This is a genomic window from Absicoccus intestinalis (genome assembly GCF_033971885.1).
GTDB classification, from domain to species: domain Bacteria; phylum Bacillota_I; class Bacilli_A; order Erysipelotrichales; family Erysipelotrichaceae; genus Absicoccus; species Absicoccus intestinalis.
The window spans coordinates 28352-44195 of record NZ_JALBUS010000018.1; the positions used below are offsets into that span (position 1 = coordinate 28352).

Below are 15844 nucleotides of genomic sequence, written 5' to 3' on the forward strand. Positions count from 1 at the left end.
GAATGAAAGAGATATTTGATGTAACTGGGATGAGTTGTGCAGCTTGTCAAGCCAATGTCACCAAGGCGGTTGCCAAGTTGGATGGTGTACAAACTGTTGATGTTTCTTTATTGGCCAATCGGATGAATGTGGAATATGATGAATCGGCGGTCAATGAAAAACAGATTTGTGATGCGGTTGCACATATTGGGTATGGAGCCAGTCCAAAGGTGCAAAAAGAAGTAGGCAAGTCTTCAATGAAGTCGGATTGGGAAGCGCGTCAAGCACGTGTGGAAGCACAGAGTCAAGCGGCTAAAAAACGGTTGATCCAATCCATCGTATTGATGATCGTTTTGATGTATATTGCGATGGGCGAAATGTTGCATTTGCCAATGCCAAATATTTTATCGGGTCCCAAAAATGCCATGATCACAACGATCATCCAGGCCTTATTGGCAACCTATGTCATCTTTATTCAAAGACATTTTTATATGGATGGATTTAAAGGATTGATTCGAAAAGCACCCAATATGGATACATTGGTGGCGTTGGGTTCGAGTGCGAGTTATGTCTATGCCTTGGCTATGACGTTTATCATGGCATATGGTTTTGGACATGGCCAAAGGATGTTGGTGGAACAAGCTCGACATGCCTTATATTTTGATTCTTCCGCAATGATCTTAACGTTGGTTTCAATTGGTAAATATTTGGAATCGAAATCCAAAGCAAAAACGGGGGATGCGTTAGGCAAATTAATGGATCTGACACCCAAAAATGCCATTGTGCTTCGAAATGGACAAGAAGTAGAAGTGGCGAGTGATTCCATTGTGGCAGGCGATATCGTTGTTGTAAAACCAGGACAACGAGTACCAGTGGACGGTACGATCATTCAAGGTGTTGGTTATTTGAATCAAAGTGCCATCACTGGAGAAAGTATTCCAGTGGAAAAACAAGTGGGGGATGATGTCATCTCGGCTACCATCAATGAAAATGGTACGTTTCAATTTCGTGCCAACCGAGTGGGTGATGATACGACATTGGCTCAAATTGTGCGATTGGTTGATGAAGCGGGTACGTCCAAAGCGCCAATTGCGCGTATTGCGGATAAAGTAGCGGGTATCTTTGTACCTGTGGTCATGGGTATTGCCCTTTTGACCTTTGTTGGGTGGATGATCTATTCGCGTGATTTCCAACATGCACTCAATAATGGCATCAGTGTATTGGTCATTAGTTGTCCTTGTGCCTTGGGTTTGGCCACGCCAATGGCAATCATGGTGGGTACCGAAAAAGCAGCTCGTTATGGCATCTTGTTGAAATCGGCCGTCAGTTTAGAAAATCTACATAACATCGATACGATTGTTTTGGATAAGACAGGTACGATCACGGAAGGCAAGCCTACGTTACAAGATCTGAAAAACTTCTCCCATCGGAAAGATGAGGCCTTGTTACAATTGAGTGCTTCCATTGAAAATGGATCCATGCATCCTTTGGGACAAGCCATTGTACAAGCGGCCAAAGAAAAAGGATTATCTTTGGATACGGTGACAAATTTTGTGAATGTGACCGGTCGAGGCGTAAAGGGAACGATTCAAGGAAAGTCGTATCGAATTGGCAATGTTGCTTTTATGAAAGAAGAACAGATTGCTTTTGATGAAAAAGTGACAGAAACTTTATCGGCATTCGCCAATGAAGGCAAGACACCTATGATCGTTGCTGATGATAATGTCGTTTTAGGTATCTTAGCGGTAGCGGATACCGTTCGTACGACATCTTTACAAGCGATTCAAGCCTTTCAAGAAAAAGGTATTCATGTGGTGATGTTAACGGGTGACAAGAAACAAACAGCACAAGCCGTGGCAAAACGTTTGGGTGTCGATGAAGTTATCAGTGATGTCTTACCACAAGATAAAGAAGCAAAAGTACGTGCGTTACATGATCAAGGTCGTTTTGTGGCTATGGTTGGTGATGGCATCAACGATGCTCCAGCTTTGGTTCGTGCAGATGTGGGAATTGCGATTGGTGCAGGTACAGACATTGCGGTGGATTCTGCCGATGTGATCTTAATGAAGAATAGCCTATTGGATGTCAATACGGCTATTGATCTTTCCCAGGCAACGATTCGCAATGTGCATCAAAACTTATTTTGGGCCTTCTTCTATAATGTGATTTGTATTCCTATGGCAATGGGCATTGCCGGATGGACCATGAGTCCAATGTTTGGTGCGTTGGCTATGTCATTGAGTTCCGTTTGTGTATGTACAAATGCATGGCGATTGCGTTTCTTTAAGGAAAAGGTCGTTGCCAAAGAAGAAGCACCAAAACCAATCCAAGCAGAGGTTGAACCGATTGTGAATGAACCACATGGACAACCCGTTACAATGAGAATCAATGGTATGATGTGTGATCATTGTAAAGCTAGAGTTACCCAAGCTTTAGAAAGTGTTTCGGGGGTATCTCATGTTTGTGTGGATGTCGAAGCCAACAAAGCTGCATTTAAAGTGGATGATACAGTGACTGACAAGGAATTAAATACAGTGATCACCGAAGCTGGATATGAACCTGTATCGATCGAGCGTTCAACAGAAACCGTTGTATTGCCAATCGAAGGAATGATGTGTGAACATTGTGTAAAACGAGTGAATGATGCATTGACATCGGTAGTTGGTGTCAATCATGTACATGTTGATCTCGATAAGGCACAAGCAGAAGTTACTATGGAAAAAGATGTGAAAATGGATGCTTTAAAAACAGCGGTTGAAAAGGCAGGATATACAATCAAGGAGGCATAATTATGGGATTGTTTGGTAAAAAGAAAAAGAATACAGAAGAAACGAATGAAAAATTAGTGAAAAAAACCATGTTGATCGAGGGAATGGCTTGTAACCATTGTGCTGCAACGGTTCACCATGCCTTGGTTCGTGTACCTGGTGTCAAAGAAGCAAATGTGGATATCACAAAGGGAACCGCTGCGATCCAAATGGCAGAAGGAACCAGTTTGGTCGAATTGAAACAAGCCGTCAGTGATGCTGGATATGAACCAGTCGGTTGGCAAGGCCAAGACCAGAAGCATTTTTTACAAGTACCAGATATGATGTGCGAACATTGTGTATCAACCATCACCGAAGCAGTAAAAAATGTAGAGGGTACATCCAATGTACAAGTCGATCTGGATACAAAGACAGTTAGCTTTAATGCCAACAAACCAACATTCAGCAAAGCCGTAGAAGCAATCATTGCAGCGGGATATCATCTAGAATAATTGTAGAGTTGCCTTAGCTGGCAACTTTTTTAGAATATGAAACAGAATCATAAGGCTATTTTTTTAACGAAAACAGTCATGATACAATGTCTATGAGGTGTGAAATTTTATGGACAGACATTTTATAGAAGTACTTGAAGATAATCCAATTGTTGCTGCTATTAAAGATGAGGCTGGCTTGGAAGCTGCATTACGTACCGAAGTAGGCATTATCTTTATTTTACATGGGAATATTTGTTCTTTACCAAAATTAGTGGAGCGGATCAAATTGAGTGGTCGTTTGGCCATTGTACATGTGGATTTGATCGATGGTTTATCCAATGATGATTCGGTATTGGATTATATTAAAAATGTGGCACATGCCGATGGAATCATCACAACCAAATTGAATTTGATCCAATATGGCAAAAAGATTGGGTTGTATACGATCCATCGATATTTTGTGCTCGATAGCATGGCTTTACAAAATATCATCAAACAGTCGCATACACGTATACAGCCAGATGCAATCGAAATCTTACCGGGTGTCTTACAGCCAAAGATCATTCGTTATATCACAAAACATTCAACCGTTCCGGTCATGTGTGGTGGTTTGGTCACAGTCAAAGAAGATGTGATCAATTCATTACGCAATGGTGCCATTGCGGTATCGACCACTCGTCAAGATATATGGGATATGTAATACTTTTACAAAATAAAATAAAAAGCAATAAAAATATCATTGACAACAAAATATAATGCTTTATATAATCAATTTGGAAAAATAAATAAATATTGGAGGAACTGCTTATGGCAATGACCGATTTAAAAGAGATCCAAGAAAAGATGAAAGAAATCAAGACTTTCATTTTGGATATGGATGGAACCATCTATCTAGGAAATGATTTATTCCCTTATACACATAAATTCTTAGATAAAGTGGAAGATACAGGTCGTAATTATTATTTCTTTACGAATAATTCATCCAAGGATTTGGATGCCTATACAACAAAATTGGGAAAAATGGGAATTGATATCACACCCGAACAGATGATGGTCTCGACCGATGTGATCTTGGAATATCTGGATGCACATCATCCGAAAGCGAAATTATATGTAGTGGGAACACCGGCTTTGTTGCGAGCTTTTGAGAAAGCCGGATGGACACTGGATGATCAAGATCCTGATGTGGTGATTCTTGGGTTCGATACCACATTGACCTATGACAAACTATCAAAGTTATGTACGTTTGTTCGCCATGGCAAGACCTATTACGGTATCAACCCTGATTTGAATTGTCCGGTTGAAGGCGGCGAATTTATTCCGGATTGTGGCAGTATCGCCCGATGTGTGGAATCCAGTACCGGGGTCTATCCGGAATTCTTTGGGAAACCAAGCCATCGAACTCTGGATTATATCGTGAAGGCAACGGGCTTAAGACCGGAACAAATTGCGATTGTTGGCGATCGGATGTATACCGATATTGCGGTCGCTGATGGATCCGATGTTGTCAGCATCCTGGTATTAAGTGGTGAAACCAAGATTGAAGATGTACCAAGCAGTAAACATCAACCCGATATCATCGTAGACAATATTGGTGTCTTAGCGGATTTATTGTAAAGAGCATCATTTTTCGTCATTTTTTGAAAAAGATTGTACGGGAATTCTGTTGACATATGGGAAATAGCCCATTATAATGTCGTTGTAAAAAGTAAATCAATGTATGAGATCAGAGAGTATACATGAAACAAGAAATTGTTTTTCGTATACTCTCTTTTTTTGATTGAGAAAGAAGGGTATGAAATATGTATGATGTAATCATTGTTGGCGGTGGCGTTTCTGGTACGACATTGGCATTTGAACTCAGTAAGTATGAAGGAAGCGTGTTGTTGCTGGAAAAAGAAAATGATGTAGCCGATGGTACGACCAAAGCGAATAGTGCCATTATCCATGCTGGATATGATGCGAAGGAAGGCACATTGATGGCAAAATATAATGTATGGGGAAATAAGGTTACACCGCAATTGTGCAAGGACCTTGATGTTCGTATCAAAAATATTGGTTCTTTGGTTGTTGCCTTTAGTGAAGAAGAGAAGCCTATGCTTCAAACACTATATGATCGTGGTGTGAAAAATGGTGTTCCCGATCAAAGAATCATTGGTAAAGAAGAATTACATGAAATGGAACCAAATATTGCGGATAATGCGGTTGCTGCTTTATATGCGCCTACTGCATGTATTGTGGATCCATGGGATATTGCGATTGCTTGTGCGGAGACAGCGGTAAAAAATGGCGCGGAAGTCAAATTAAATGAAGAAGTAAAAGCTATCCAAAAGGTAGATGATCATTTTGTGGTCAAAACGGATACGGATACATTTGAAGCCAAATTGGTTGTCAATGCAGCGGGTGTAGAATGTGATAAAGTCTATGGCATGGTGAAAAAGCCAGATTATGAAATTGTTCCGAACAAGGGTGAGTATTACTTGTTGGATAAAAGCCAAGGAACATTGGTCAATCATGTAATTTTCCAATGTCCAACGGCAGCAGGAAAAGGCGTGTTGGTCAGTCCAACCGTCCATGGTAACTTGATCGTAGGTCCGAACTCGAATCCAACCTTTGATGGTGATTTCAGTACGACCTTACAAGGATTGGCAGAAGTAAAGGCGGCTTCGATGAAGTCGGTTCCTTCCATTAATTTCCGAGAAAATATTCGTACGTTTGCCGGCTTACGAGCTCGTCGGAAAGATCATGGAGACTTTATTATTGGTGAAGATCCTCAAGTTGCTGGATTCTATCAGATTGCCGCGATGCAATCTCCGGGATTGTCTAGTGCGTATGCGATCGCGCTAGATACAACAAGAATGATGCAAGACAAAGGCTTATTTACAGTAGCCAAAGAAAATCCTGTAACCACTCGAAAAGTATATCGATTTAAAGAAATGAGTGATGAGCAACGAGTTGCTTTCATCAAAGAGCATCCAGCCTATGGTCGCGTCATTTGTCGTTGTGAAACCATTACTGAAGGTGAGATCATTGATGCGTTGCATCGCCCAATCGTTCCTGTTTCTATTGATGGTATCAAACGTCGTTGCAACGCGGGTATGGGACGTTGCCAAGGCGGTTTCTGTGGACCAAGAGTGCAAGAAATCATTGCGCGAGAATTAGGTATTCCACAAGAAGAAGTGGTCAAAGATAAAAAGGGTTCACAAGTTTTATTTGGACATACAAAAGAGGGAGGTCTTCAATAATGCGTAAAGAATATGATGTAATTGTCGTTGGTGGAGGGCCTGCCGGCTTAGCAGCTGCGTTACAAGCTCGTCAAAATGGCGCAGAAAGTGTTTTGATCATTGAACGTGATAAAGAATTAGGTGGTATCTTAAATCAGTGTATTCATAATGGATTTGGTTTGCATCATTTTAAAGAAGAATTAACCGGTCCTGAATATGCAGGACGTTATATTGATGAAGTAAAGAAAACCGATATTGAATATCTATTGGATACAATGGTTATTCAAGTTACTCCAGATAAACGAGTCTATTGTACAAATGAAGAAAATGGATACATGGTTCTTCAAGGAAAAGCTATTGTGTTAACGATGGGTTGTCGAGAAAGAACGCGTGGGGCCATTGCCATTCCAGGGGATCGTCCAGCGGGTGTTTTTACAGCCGGTGCTGCACAACGCTATGTCAATATTGAAGGCTATATGCCAGGAAAACGCGTATTGATCCTTGGTTCTGGCGATATTGGCTTGATCATGGCTCGTCGTATGAGTTTGGAAGGTGCTAAAGTTGTCGGTTGTGTGGAATTGATGCCATATTCCAATGGTTTGAATCGTAACATTGTCCAATGTTTGAATGATTTTGATATTCCTCTTTATTTAGCCCATACCATTACGGATATCCAAGGAAAGAATGGTCGTGTCAACAAGGTCATCGTTCAAGAAGTGGGACCAGATCGCAATCCAGTTCCAGGAACGGAAATTGAATTCGATGTCGATACTGTGTTGTTGAGTGTTGGTTTGATTCCAGAAAACGAATTATCCAAAACAGCAGGTATTGAAATTGATAAAGGAACAAGTGGACCTATCGTTTATGAAAATATGGAAACGAGCATTCCGGGTATCTTTGCAGCCGGTAATGTAGTCCATGTCCATGACTTGGTTGATTTCGTATCGGCCGAAAGTGAAGTGGCTGGAAAAGCAGCTGGTCAATATGTAAAGAATGGTGAAGCACAGAGTGCAACGACATTGGAAACAAAAGCCGTTAATGTGGGAGCTTTAGTTCCACAAAAGATTCGTAAAGATGCGATTGAAAAATCAGTACAGATTTCATTCCGCGTAAGAACACCGATGCACGATGCAAAGATCTTGATCAAAGATGGTCAAGGAAATCAAGTGGCACAATTTAAGCGGGAACATATGGTGCCTGCCGAAATGGAGAATCTTGTTTTACCAAAAGTGTTAGTTGATCGCTTAGCTGACAATACATTAGCGGTGGAAACCGTAGAGGAGGCCTAATAATGAAAGAGCTTATTTGTATTACCTGTCCACGTGGCTGTCATTTAAAAGTCGATGAAGAAAATGACTATAAAGTAACAGGAAATAGTTGTCCAAGAGGTGCTGTTTATGGCAAGAAAGAATGTACCCATCCCACTCGTGTCATCACCAGTAGTGTAAAGATCGTGGGTGGTACCCAAGCTCGTGTCAGTGTCAAAACCAATCATGACGTACCCAAAGAATTGATGTTTGATATTATGAAAGAAATGAACCATGTAGAAATGAAAGCACCCGTTCATCGTGGTGATGTCGTAGAAGCCAACATTTGTGGTTCTGGAGCTGATCTTGTGATTACTAAAGATGTAGCGCAAGCTTAATATACATACATATTTCAATATACTCCTTTTTATAAGGGGGCCAGAAAATGGCTCCCTTTTTCAGTTTATTTACAAGTAGTCATACTTTCTTTTTTTGATTTATACAAATTTAATAAATGTTTCCAATTAGGCATATATTCAAATTCTTGTTCTTTCTTTTTCTTTTCAGATTGGATTCGAGATTGTTTATCTTTTTCTTGAACCCAGCTTTTAATAAAGCGAATATATTCTTCTGGATGATCTAAACTTAGACCGCCATGGCAATATTTCATTAACATAAAAATTTCAGAATTATCCATTCGTTTGTGCAAAATATCTGCACTTTTTCTATATTCTCTACCTTCTCTGGTACCAACTAAGATGGCAAGTTTTCCAGACATATCATTCATGGTTGCTGGAATAGTATAATTGTATAGTTCTTTATACATATTGGATACTGTTTGAGTGTTTAAATGATGCATTACCTGATAATATATTTTTTCTGCTTTTGCATCGTTGTATTTCGAATAATACATAAATGAATTAAATAACTCATTATGCGAAAGCATGGGTAAATGTGAAGCAATTATATCACTCCAATTATGCAGTTTTATAGGATACATTAGAGCACCTTCAATAATTGCAAATTCACAGATATTATTTTTTCTGCTCAATATTTCAGCTACGATTTGACCGCCTAAACTAAAACCGGCTAGAACTTCGATGTGGCCATTATATTCATTATCAATATATTGGATAATTTCTTCTGCACTTTGTTGGATTGAGATGAAAGTATCATCTAAAAATGGTAAAACAATTTCAAAGTCTTTTTTTAGTTCCTTAACCTGGGTACTGAAGCTATAGGGAGATAAACATTCTCCATGAATATACATGAAAACTGGCTTTTTTTTATGGTTATATTTTTTAATATTCATATTGCATTGTGCTCCTTCTAAAATAATTATATGGAATGTTATTTATGTAAAAAATAGTAATATTTTGCATGAAACGATGAAAAAAGTTACACTTTTGTTTTTTAATGGGTAATATAGGATATATAGGAGAATTTTAGATGATAAATAAACGTAGCCTAGAAATCATAGAACTATTGATTGACCACGAAAGATATAATCAACCTTGTACATTAGTCATGTTAGCAAAACAGTTCGATGTTTCTGAACGTACTTTAAGATATGATTTGGATAATATTTCGAATTGCTTGAAAGAACAAGGATGTAAACCTTTGAGCTATGACGAACATGGAAATATTTGTCTGAATAATATTATTAAAGATGTAGAACGAATAATTTCAAAGCAAGATTATTATTCTATGAAGTTATCTAGAGAAGAACGAGCATTTGTGATTTCTTATATGATAGCTCGAGTAGATGAGCCGCTAACAATGCAAAACTTAGCGGATTCACTATACGTATCTCGATCAACAATATTACATGACATGAATGTTGTAAAAGAGGTATTACAGAACTTTAATCTTAAGTTGGTTTCGTCAAAAAAAGGTTTACTGGTTAAAGGACGTGAAAGTGATCGAAGAATCTTGTTATTAAATTTATTTCCAAAGATTTATTCGAATCAACTTGAAAGTGTACGCGATGCAGAACAACAAGAAGTGATAGAAATAGTGCAAACTATTATCCAGTCCATTGAAAAAAAAGATTCATTATTTTTTACGGATGAATCCTATAATGGATTATTAACATACATAACAATTTTATTGGATGAATCGAGAAAAGATAGATATGTAGAAATTGATTACATCTTAAGACATCCATCGATGCAATTGTTAGCTTCAGAAATATTGAATACATTATCAAAAAAATTAAATTTTGAATATTCTTTGACAGAAGAATATTTGTTGAGTGATATTTTGTATAATTTTAATTATTTACGACGAAACGATATAGATGATCAATTAATACGCATTCAGATTTCAGCAGATAATTTTATTAATGCTGTTGCAAAAGATTTAAATCTGAAAATTCAGAAAGATTTTCAATTTTATCAGAATCTTGTTGATCATCTTCAATCAACTTTTAAGGATATCTTATTAAACCCAACAAATAATAATAAGTTATTACAAAAAATCGTGATTGATCATTCAGATGTTGTGCAAAGTGTTAAAAGAAATTCTTCAATGTTAGAAGAAGTAATACATCGTCCAATAACAGAAGAGGAAATTGCATATATTTCTATTCATATTTGTGCTGCAATTGAGCGCAGTAAACAAAGAGAAAGTTCGTTACATGTTTTATTGGTGTGCGATAGTAACAAGAGCACGGCGCAATTATTATTGATAAAATTAAAAAGATACTTTCGTTTTAAAGTGGTAGATGTAATACCACATCATGTAGTCAATGTTTATGATTTAAGTGATATAGATTTAATTATTACAACTGTACCAATTGATAAAAATAGTTGTGAAACTATATTGCTTCACCCCTATTTGAATGATGAAGATTGTATTTTGCTTGGTGAAAAAATAGATTCTATACAGGTAAAGAAGAAAAATAAAGGGAAAGATCAAACTTTTTTACATCTAGAAAATATTATAGCAAACTCGATTGCTAGAAGTCCTTTGGACAAAGATGAAATATATCTGAATGTAGTCAAGGATCTGCAAAATATATTTTCACCAGAACTGAATGATCAATTGGCACTATACAATTTATTGCGAGGGCATATTCAGATAAATGTTAAAGCTGAGACATGGGAAGATGCTGTGAAAAAAAGTGCTGAACCATTATTAAAAGAAGGATACTTTAATTATGTATATATTGAACAAATGATTCAAAATGTTTACAATAATGGTCCTTATATAGTGATTGGCCCAAGGTTCGCCTTACCGCATGAAACTCCAAATCGAGGACAAAAATTAGGAATGAACTTGATTCGTTTGTCAAAACCGATAAACTTTGGATCCGAATTATTTGATCCAGTTGAATTTGTATGCTGCTTGTCAACTCAAGATAAAGAATCTCATTTAAAGCCAATGTTTCATATTCTAGGTTTACTTCGTAATAATGAATTCTTAAAAGCAATCGAAAATGCTAAAACTGTATCGGAAATGATGCGTATCTTACATGACTATGAGCAAATGTTGTAATGGTTCATAAAATATGATTAAAAGACTTCACGTTAATTGAATAAAACAATAATGTGGAGTTTTTTTATTGATGAATTTCTAAATGTACAAAAAATTTCAGAAAAAAATGAATAGTTTTACTCTTTAATGAAAGCGCTTAACAAAATAAAATGAACATGTAAAATGAAAAACCACATATCGTAGAAAGGCTAAAAAAATGATTTGGGAAGATTTGAATAAAGACATAATTATTTTCCAGTCTGATGCAAATTCATCAGATGAAGTATTTGAAAAAATGGGAGGTATTTTAGTAGAAAAGGGATACTGCAAAGAATCATATATTCAAGCATTAAAAGACCGAGAAAAGGACTATCCAACGGGGTTAAATGTCAAAGGATTTGGGATTGCAATTCCACATACGGATCCTCCACATGTTATCCACGAAACAGAATCGTTATTAACCTTAAAAAAACCAGTCCGTTTTATCCAGATGGGAAGCTTGGATGTACCTGTTGATGTGAAACTAGTAATGATGTTAACGATAAAAAATCCAAAAGAACACATTATGAAATTACAACGAATTATTGAAATCATTCAAGATAAAGATCTGCTTGAAGCGATTTATCAATCTACAGATGCTGATCAAGTAATCCATTTGATAAAAGAAAAAGAATTATCAATCGAAAATAGAAGTTCTAATAATTGTGAAAAATAAGACTGAAATTGCGATTAATTATTGGAAGATAAGGGAAATCAAATGTGGAAAATATTGCAAAATTTATTGAAAGGGAATGAACTTTAAGTACATCAAACATAAATATACAATTTATATAGAATAATGAAAGCGCATTCATTATAACTTATTAAGCGTGAATAATATTGAAATTTGGTAAAAAGCACTTTATTGGATCCATCAAAGTGCAGAGCTTGGTTTTAGTAAAAATGAAAATGGAGGAATTAAATAATGAAACAAGTAAATATTCTATCAATTTGTGGTTCAGGAACAGTGACGAGTAGTATGGTTGCATCTAAGCTAAAAGATCGATTGGGAGAAAGAGGATATTCAGTAAGTGCAACAGAAGCTAAACCTACCGAAGCTTTGAATTTAGCCCAATCGGGTAGATTTGATGTCATTGCACATACAAGTCCATTACCACAGGGAGATTATGGAATTCCATGTGTAAACGCATTTGCCTGTATCACTGGTATTGGCGAGGACAAATTTTTTGATGATATGGTACAAGCTTTAAAATCTGTGGGTAAATAAGATCGGAGGTTGAATTGATGAAGTGTGTTGCAATTGGCGATATGTTTGTCAGTGAAAAAGCATTTGCAAAAGTATTAAAAAACTCTGACTTATTTGATAGTTATGAAGGATTTAGCTGGAAAGAAGATTTAGATCGAGTCAAAACCAGATCATTGATTCGAAAAATTGAAACAGAAGGAAGTAGAGCATACGAATTACCTAGTGAAATTCAAAATGCAATTATGGATACAGATGTTTTGTTTATGCACATGGCTCCTGTTAATGGTGATTTAATAGCCAATTCTAAAAATTTAAAATATATTATTTCGGCTCGCGGAGGTGTTGAAAACATCGATATTGATGCTGCAAAACAAAAGGGAATTACGGTTATTCATTGTCCAATGCATAATGCACATGGAGTTGCAGAACTGACATTAGGATTGATGATATGTGAATCGCGAAATATATCTAGAGCAGATACTGCATTAAAAAATGGAGTGTGGAGAGAAAAATATCCGAATTCAGGTGAAATTAAAGAAATCAGAAGTTGTAAAATCGGAATTATTGGATTTGGGACAATTGGTCAATTAGTTGCGGATTTATTAAAACCATTCCATTGTGAAATATACGTTTCGGATCCATTTGTAGATTCTAAAATTATAGAAAATAAAGGTTGTATTCCACTATCAAAAGAAGAATTATTATCCAAATGCGATATTGTGACGTTACACGGAAGAATAGGTCCAAATGATCCTCCAATTATAGGAGAGCGTGAATTGGAATTAATGTCAGAGAAAAGCTATTTAATTAATACAGCACGTGCAGTTTTGGTTGATATGAAAGCATTGACAAAAGCGTTGAAAGAAAAGAAGATTCGCGGTGCAGCTATTGATGTTTTTCCGAAAGAACCATTGGATCCAGACGACGAAATCATGAAATTAGATAATTGTACTTTAACAAATCATAGAGGAGGAGATACAATTGATTCTTATGAAAGATCTCCTGAAATTATGATTGAACAACTTCGAGAAGTGTTAATGACTGGAAAAACTAAATATATGATTAGATAGGAGACAAATCGAATGTTATTAGAACAAGAGAGAAAGAAGATAATAGAAGTTGCATTAACGATACAGAAAGAAAAATTGATTCCTTTAACATTTGGTAATTTTAGTTTACGTGATACTAGTACTGGATATATATGTATCACTCCAAGCGGAATGCCATATGAAACATTACATCCATCGGATATAGTTGTTGTAGATGTTAATGGCAACATTATTGATGGGGAGAGAAAACCATCGGTCGAAGTTCCAATGCATACAGCTATTTATAGAAAAAGAAAGGATGTAAATGGAATCATCCATACACATTCTACATATTGTACAGCTTGGGCATGTCGTGATGGTGGTATGCCGTGCATTACAAGTGAAGTTGCCGATTTAGTGGGCGGAAAAGTAAAATGTGCGAAATTTTGCTTGCCGGGTTCTCAGGAGTTAGCAGATGTTACAGCTGAAACATTAGGTGATGATAAAGCTGTCCTTATGGGAAATCATGGTGCTATTTGTGCAGATGTCGACATTGATACTGCTTTAAAAGATGCGATTATCTTAGAAGCTGGTGCAAAAGTGGCATTTATCGCATTCCAGATGGGTAATGTGAATATATTAGATGATCAAATTGCTAAGTTTATGTTAGAAGACACGAAACAAAACTACGGACAAGTAGAAAATAAATAGAAGGGACTAAAAATGGTAGTACTTGAATTTTTAAAATCAATGATTGATAATTTTGGGGCTCCGGTTATTGTTCCAATCATCATTGGTATCATTGCATTGATTCTACGAGTGAAACCTCAAAAAGCATTTTTGTCGGGCTTATATGCAGCAGTTTCATTAGAAGGTATTAGTTTAATGCTTGGATCTTTTACACCTATCATTAGTCCATTGGTCCAAAATATGGGCGATGTAATGGTACATGTTACCGGTGTAAAGCTTAATGTATTTGATGTTGGTTGGCAAGCAGCTAGTTTAGTAGCTTTTTCTACTAGTGCTGGTATGATTTACTTAGGATTAGGTATTTTAATCCAAACCATTCTATTTTTAGTAAAGTGGACGAAATGCTTTCAAGCTAGTGATTTATGGAATAACTACTCTTATATGGTTTGGGGTGCCATGGTCATTTACGTAACTGGAAGTTATCCACTTGGCATTGCATGTATGGTGTTATTGAACTTATATAGTTTGTTAGTATCAGATATGTTTGCAAAAAGATGGTCCACCTACTACCAATATCCAAACTGTACGATTATCGCAATGCATAGTGTAGAATCTGGTGTATTTGGTGCAATTTTGGATCCAATTTATAACTTAATCGGCCTTAATAAGGTAAAATTTAATCCTTCTTCTATACAAAATAAAATTGGTTTTTTAGGCGAACCTATGACAATTGGATTTTTGTTGGGAGCCTTAATTGGCTTATTAGGAAATATTACAAAATTAGGGACCATGGAAGCTTGGGGTTCGATTCTTGTGGCAGCTGTGGCTACATCAGCTGTAATGGCAATATTCCCAAAAATTACTGGATTCTTTTCACAAGCATTTGCACCAATTACTGACGCTGCTCGAAAAGTCATGGGAAAAAGAACAGACCAAAATTGGTATATTGCTGTTAATGATGCTGTGGGATATGGAGAACCCGCAACACTGACATGTGGCTTATTGATTATGCCAATTATTATTTTGATTGCTTTCTTCTTACCGGGTAATCAAACATTACCAGTTGTAGATTTAGTTGCATTGCCATATGCAATGGAGGTTTTAGTTGCTATCCATAATGGAAATATGGCAAAGGTACTTATTACCAGTGCAATTTATTTTGGTTTAGGATTATTGATGTGCTCATATACAGCTCCTCTATTTACAGAAGTTGCGGTTCATGCAGGATATACCGTACCTGCAGGATCAGCGATGATTACCTCATTTGTAATCCTAGGAAAACCTTTGATTGGATTTGTCATGCTTGCATTCTTAACAAAAAATCCGTTATGGATTGGGCTAACTGTTGTTGTCTATGCTATTTGGTATGTAGTATATCGAAAAAATTCAAATCGATTTGATGAATACTTAGAACTTCAAGCAGAAAAGAATGTGCAATAAAAGACTAATTCAATGAATTAATTAGAATATAATAAAAATGCCGATCATGATTTTTGATATGATTGGCATTTTTGTTAATAATCACCAATTCTTACCAATTCATAGAATTGTTATCACATCAATCATGAATTTAGTAAAGTTTTGCGTAAGCGTCAGATAAAACAGTGGATTCCAATTCATCAATAAATCTCCGATAATTTTAGTGAATTCAATTAGAGTTTTTGGAGCTGCTCCAAGAACTTTAAAAAATTCTAGATTGGAGTCTAAATTAT

General features: G+C 36.5%; 14 protein-coding genes. 13 read left to right on the forward strand and 1 reads right to left on the reverse strand.

Features of this window, described 5'->3' with window-relative positions; all coding sequences use genetic code 11:
- Positions 1 to 2: 2 nt before the first annotated feature.
- The 7 genes from MOZ64_RS09845 (at position 3) to MOZ64_RS09875 (ending at position 8089) form a co-directional block, all read left to right on the forward strand.
- Positions 3 to 2768 (forward strand): heavy metal translocating P-type ATPase, encoded by a 2766-nt coding sequence (locus tag MOZ64_RS09845; RefSeq protein ID WP_320326379.1) that lies wholly within the window; start codon positions 3 to 5, stop codon positions 2766 to 2768.
- Positions 2769 to 2770: 2 nt separating this feature from the next.
- Entirely contained in the window at positions 2771 to 3238 is a 468-nt protein-coding gene (locus tag MOZ64_RS09850; RefSeq protein WP_320326380.1) for a heavy-metal-associated domain-containing protein, read from the forward strand.
- Positions 3239 to 3347: 109 nt separating this feature from the next.
- Positions 3348 to 3920, forward strand: coding sequence for a glycerol-3-phosphate responsive antiterminator (locus MOZ64_RS09855; protein WP_320326381.1), 573 nt, complete (start codon positions 3348 to 3350; stop codon positions 3918 to 3920).
- A gap of 107 nt (positions 3921 to 4027) precedes the next feature.
- Positions 4028 to 4837 (forward strand): HAD-IIA family hydrolase, encoded by an 810-nt coding sequence (locus MOZ64_RS09860; protein WP_320326382.1) that lies wholly within the window; start codon positions 4028 to 4030, stop codon positions 4835 to 4837.
- Between the two features lie 185 nt (positions 4838 to 5022).
- Positions 5023 to 6465, forward strand: a complete 1443-nt coding sequence (locus tag MOZ64_RS09865; protein WP_320326383.1) for an NAD(P)/FAD-dependent oxidoreductase — start codon at positions 5023 to 5025, stop codon at positions 6463 to 6465.
- Positions 6465 to 7733 carry an NAD(P)/FAD-dependent oxidoreductase gene (locus tag MOZ64_RS09870; protein ID WP_320326384.1) on the forward strand — a complete coding sequence of 423 codons (1269 nt, stop codon included), beginning with the start codon at positions 6465 to 6467 and terminating at the stop codon, positions 7731 to 7733. Before MOZ64_RS09865 ends, MOZ64_RS09870 begins: the two co-directional genes overlap by 1 nt.
- A 2-nt stretch (positions 7734 to 7735) precedes the next feature.
- The gene (locus MOZ64_RS09875; RefSeq protein ID WP_320326385.1) at positions 7736 to 8089 is read left to right on the forward strand and encodes a DUF1667 domain-containing protein; all 354 of its coding nucleotides are present in this window, start codon (positions 7736 to 7738) and stop codon (positions 8087 to 8089) included.
- A 65-nt stretch (positions 8090 to 8154) separates the two neighbouring features.
- Here the strand turns inward: MOZ64_RS09875 and MOZ64_RS09880 are convergent, their stop codons facing one another.
- On the reverse strand, positions 8155 to 9003 hold the full coding sequence (locus MOZ64_RS09880) for an alpha/beta fold hydrolase (RefSeq protein ID WP_320326386.1): 849 nt from the start codon (positions 9001 to 9003) through the stop codon (positions 8155 to 8157).
- A gap of 137 nt (positions 9004 to 9140) precedes the next feature.
- On the opposite strand from MOZ64_RS09880, the gene MOZ64_RS09885 reads away from it, so the two are divergent.
- From MOZ64_RS09885 to MOZ64_RS09910, 6 genes are all read left to right on the forward strand, one after another.
- Complete coding sequence (locus MOZ64_RS09885; protein WP_320326387.1) at positions 9141 to 11189, forward strand: BglG family transcription antiterminator; 2049 nt, start codon at positions 9141 to 9143, stop codon at positions 11187 to 11189.
- 196 nt (positions 11190 to 11385) lie between these two features.
- A complete protein-coding gene (locus tag MOZ64_RS09890; RefSeq protein ID WP_320326388.1) occupies positions 11386 to 11883 on the forward strand; it encodes a PTS sugar transporter subunit IIA in 498 nt (165 codons plus the stop codon).
- Between the two features lie 249 nt (positions 11884 to 12132).
- Positions 12133 to 12435, forward strand: coding sequence for a PTS sugar transporter subunit IIB (locus MOZ64_RS09895; RefSeq protein ID WP_320326389.1), 303 nt, complete (start codon positions 12133 to 12135; stop codon positions 12433 to 12435).
- A 17-nt stretch (positions 12436 to 12452) separates the two neighbouring features.
- The gene (locus MOZ64_RS09900) at positions 12453 to 13484 is read left to right on the forward strand and encodes a 2-hydroxyacid dehydrogenase (RefSeq protein ID WP_320326390.1); all 1032 of its coding nucleotides are present in this window, start codon (positions 12453 to 12455) and stop codon (positions 13482 to 13484) included.
- Between the two features lie 12 nt (positions 13485 to 13496).
- Positions 13497 to 14153: a class II aldolase/adducin family protein gene (locus MOZ64_RS09905; RefSeq protein ID WP_320326391.1), complete on the forward strand. Its 657-nt coding sequence runs from the start codon at positions 13497 to 13499 to the stop codon at positions 14151 to 14153.
- Positions 14154 to 14165: 12 nt separating this feature from the next.
- Entirely contained in the window at positions 14166 to 15572 is a 1407-nt protein-coding gene (locus tag MOZ64_RS09910; protein WP_320326392.1) for a PTS galactitol transporter subunit IIC, read from the forward strand.
- Positions 15573 to 15844 lie beyond the last annotated feature (272 nt).

Coding starts and splice junctions, on each gene's coding strand:
- MOZ64_RS09845 (WP_320326379.1), top strand. CDS start 3: ATGAAAGAGATATTTGATGTAACTGGGATGAGTTGTGCAGCTTGTCAA.
- MOZ64_RS09850 (WP_320326380.1), top strand. CDS start 2,771: ATGGGATTGTTTGGTAAAAAGAAAAAGAATACAGAAGAAACGAATGAA.
- MOZ64_RS09855 (WP_320326381.1), top strand. CDS start 3,348: ATGGACAGACATTTTATAGAAGTACTTGAAGATAATCCAATTGTTGCT.
- MOZ64_RS09860 (WP_320326382.1), top strand. CDS start 4,028: ATGGCAATGACCGATTTAAAAGAGATCCAAGAAAAGATGAAAGAAATC.
- MOZ64_RS09865 (WP_320326383.1), top strand. CDS start 5,023: ATGTATGATGTAATCATTGTTGGCGGTGGCGTTTCTGGTACGACATTG.
- MOZ64_RS09870 (WP_320326384.1), top strand. CDS start 6,465: ATGCGTAAAGAATATGATGTAATTGTCGTTGGTGGAGGGCCTGCCGGC.
- MOZ64_RS09875 (WP_320326385.1), top strand. CDS start 7,736: ATGAAAGAGCTTATTTGTATTACCTGTCCACGTGGCTGTCATTTAAAA.
- MOZ64_RS09880 (WP_320326386.1), bottom strand. CDS start 9,003: ATGAATATTAAAAAATATAACCATAAAAAAAAGCCAGTTTTCATGTAT.
- MOZ64_RS09885 (WP_320326387.1), top strand. CDS start 9,141: ATGATAAATAAACGTAGCCTAGAAATCATAGAACTATTGATTGACCAC.
- MOZ64_RS09890 (WP_320326388.1), top strand. CDS start 11,386: ATGATTTGGGAAGATTTGAATAAAGACATAATTATTTTCCAGTCTGAT.
- MOZ64_RS09895 (WP_320326389.1), top strand. CDS start 12,133: ATGAAACAAGTAAATATTCTATCAATTTGTGGTTCAGGAACAGTGACG.
- MOZ64_RS09900 (WP_320326390.1), top strand. CDS start 12,453: ATGAAGTGTGTTGCAATTGGCGATATGTTTGTCAGTGAAAAAGCATTT.
- MOZ64_RS09905 (WP_320326391.1), top strand. CDS start 13,497: ATGTTATTAGAACAAGAGAGAAAGAAGATAATAGAAGTTGCATTAACG.
- MOZ64_RS09910 (WP_320326392.1), top strand. CDS start 14,166: ATGGTAGTACTTGAATTTTTAAAATCAATGATTGATAATTTTGGGGCT.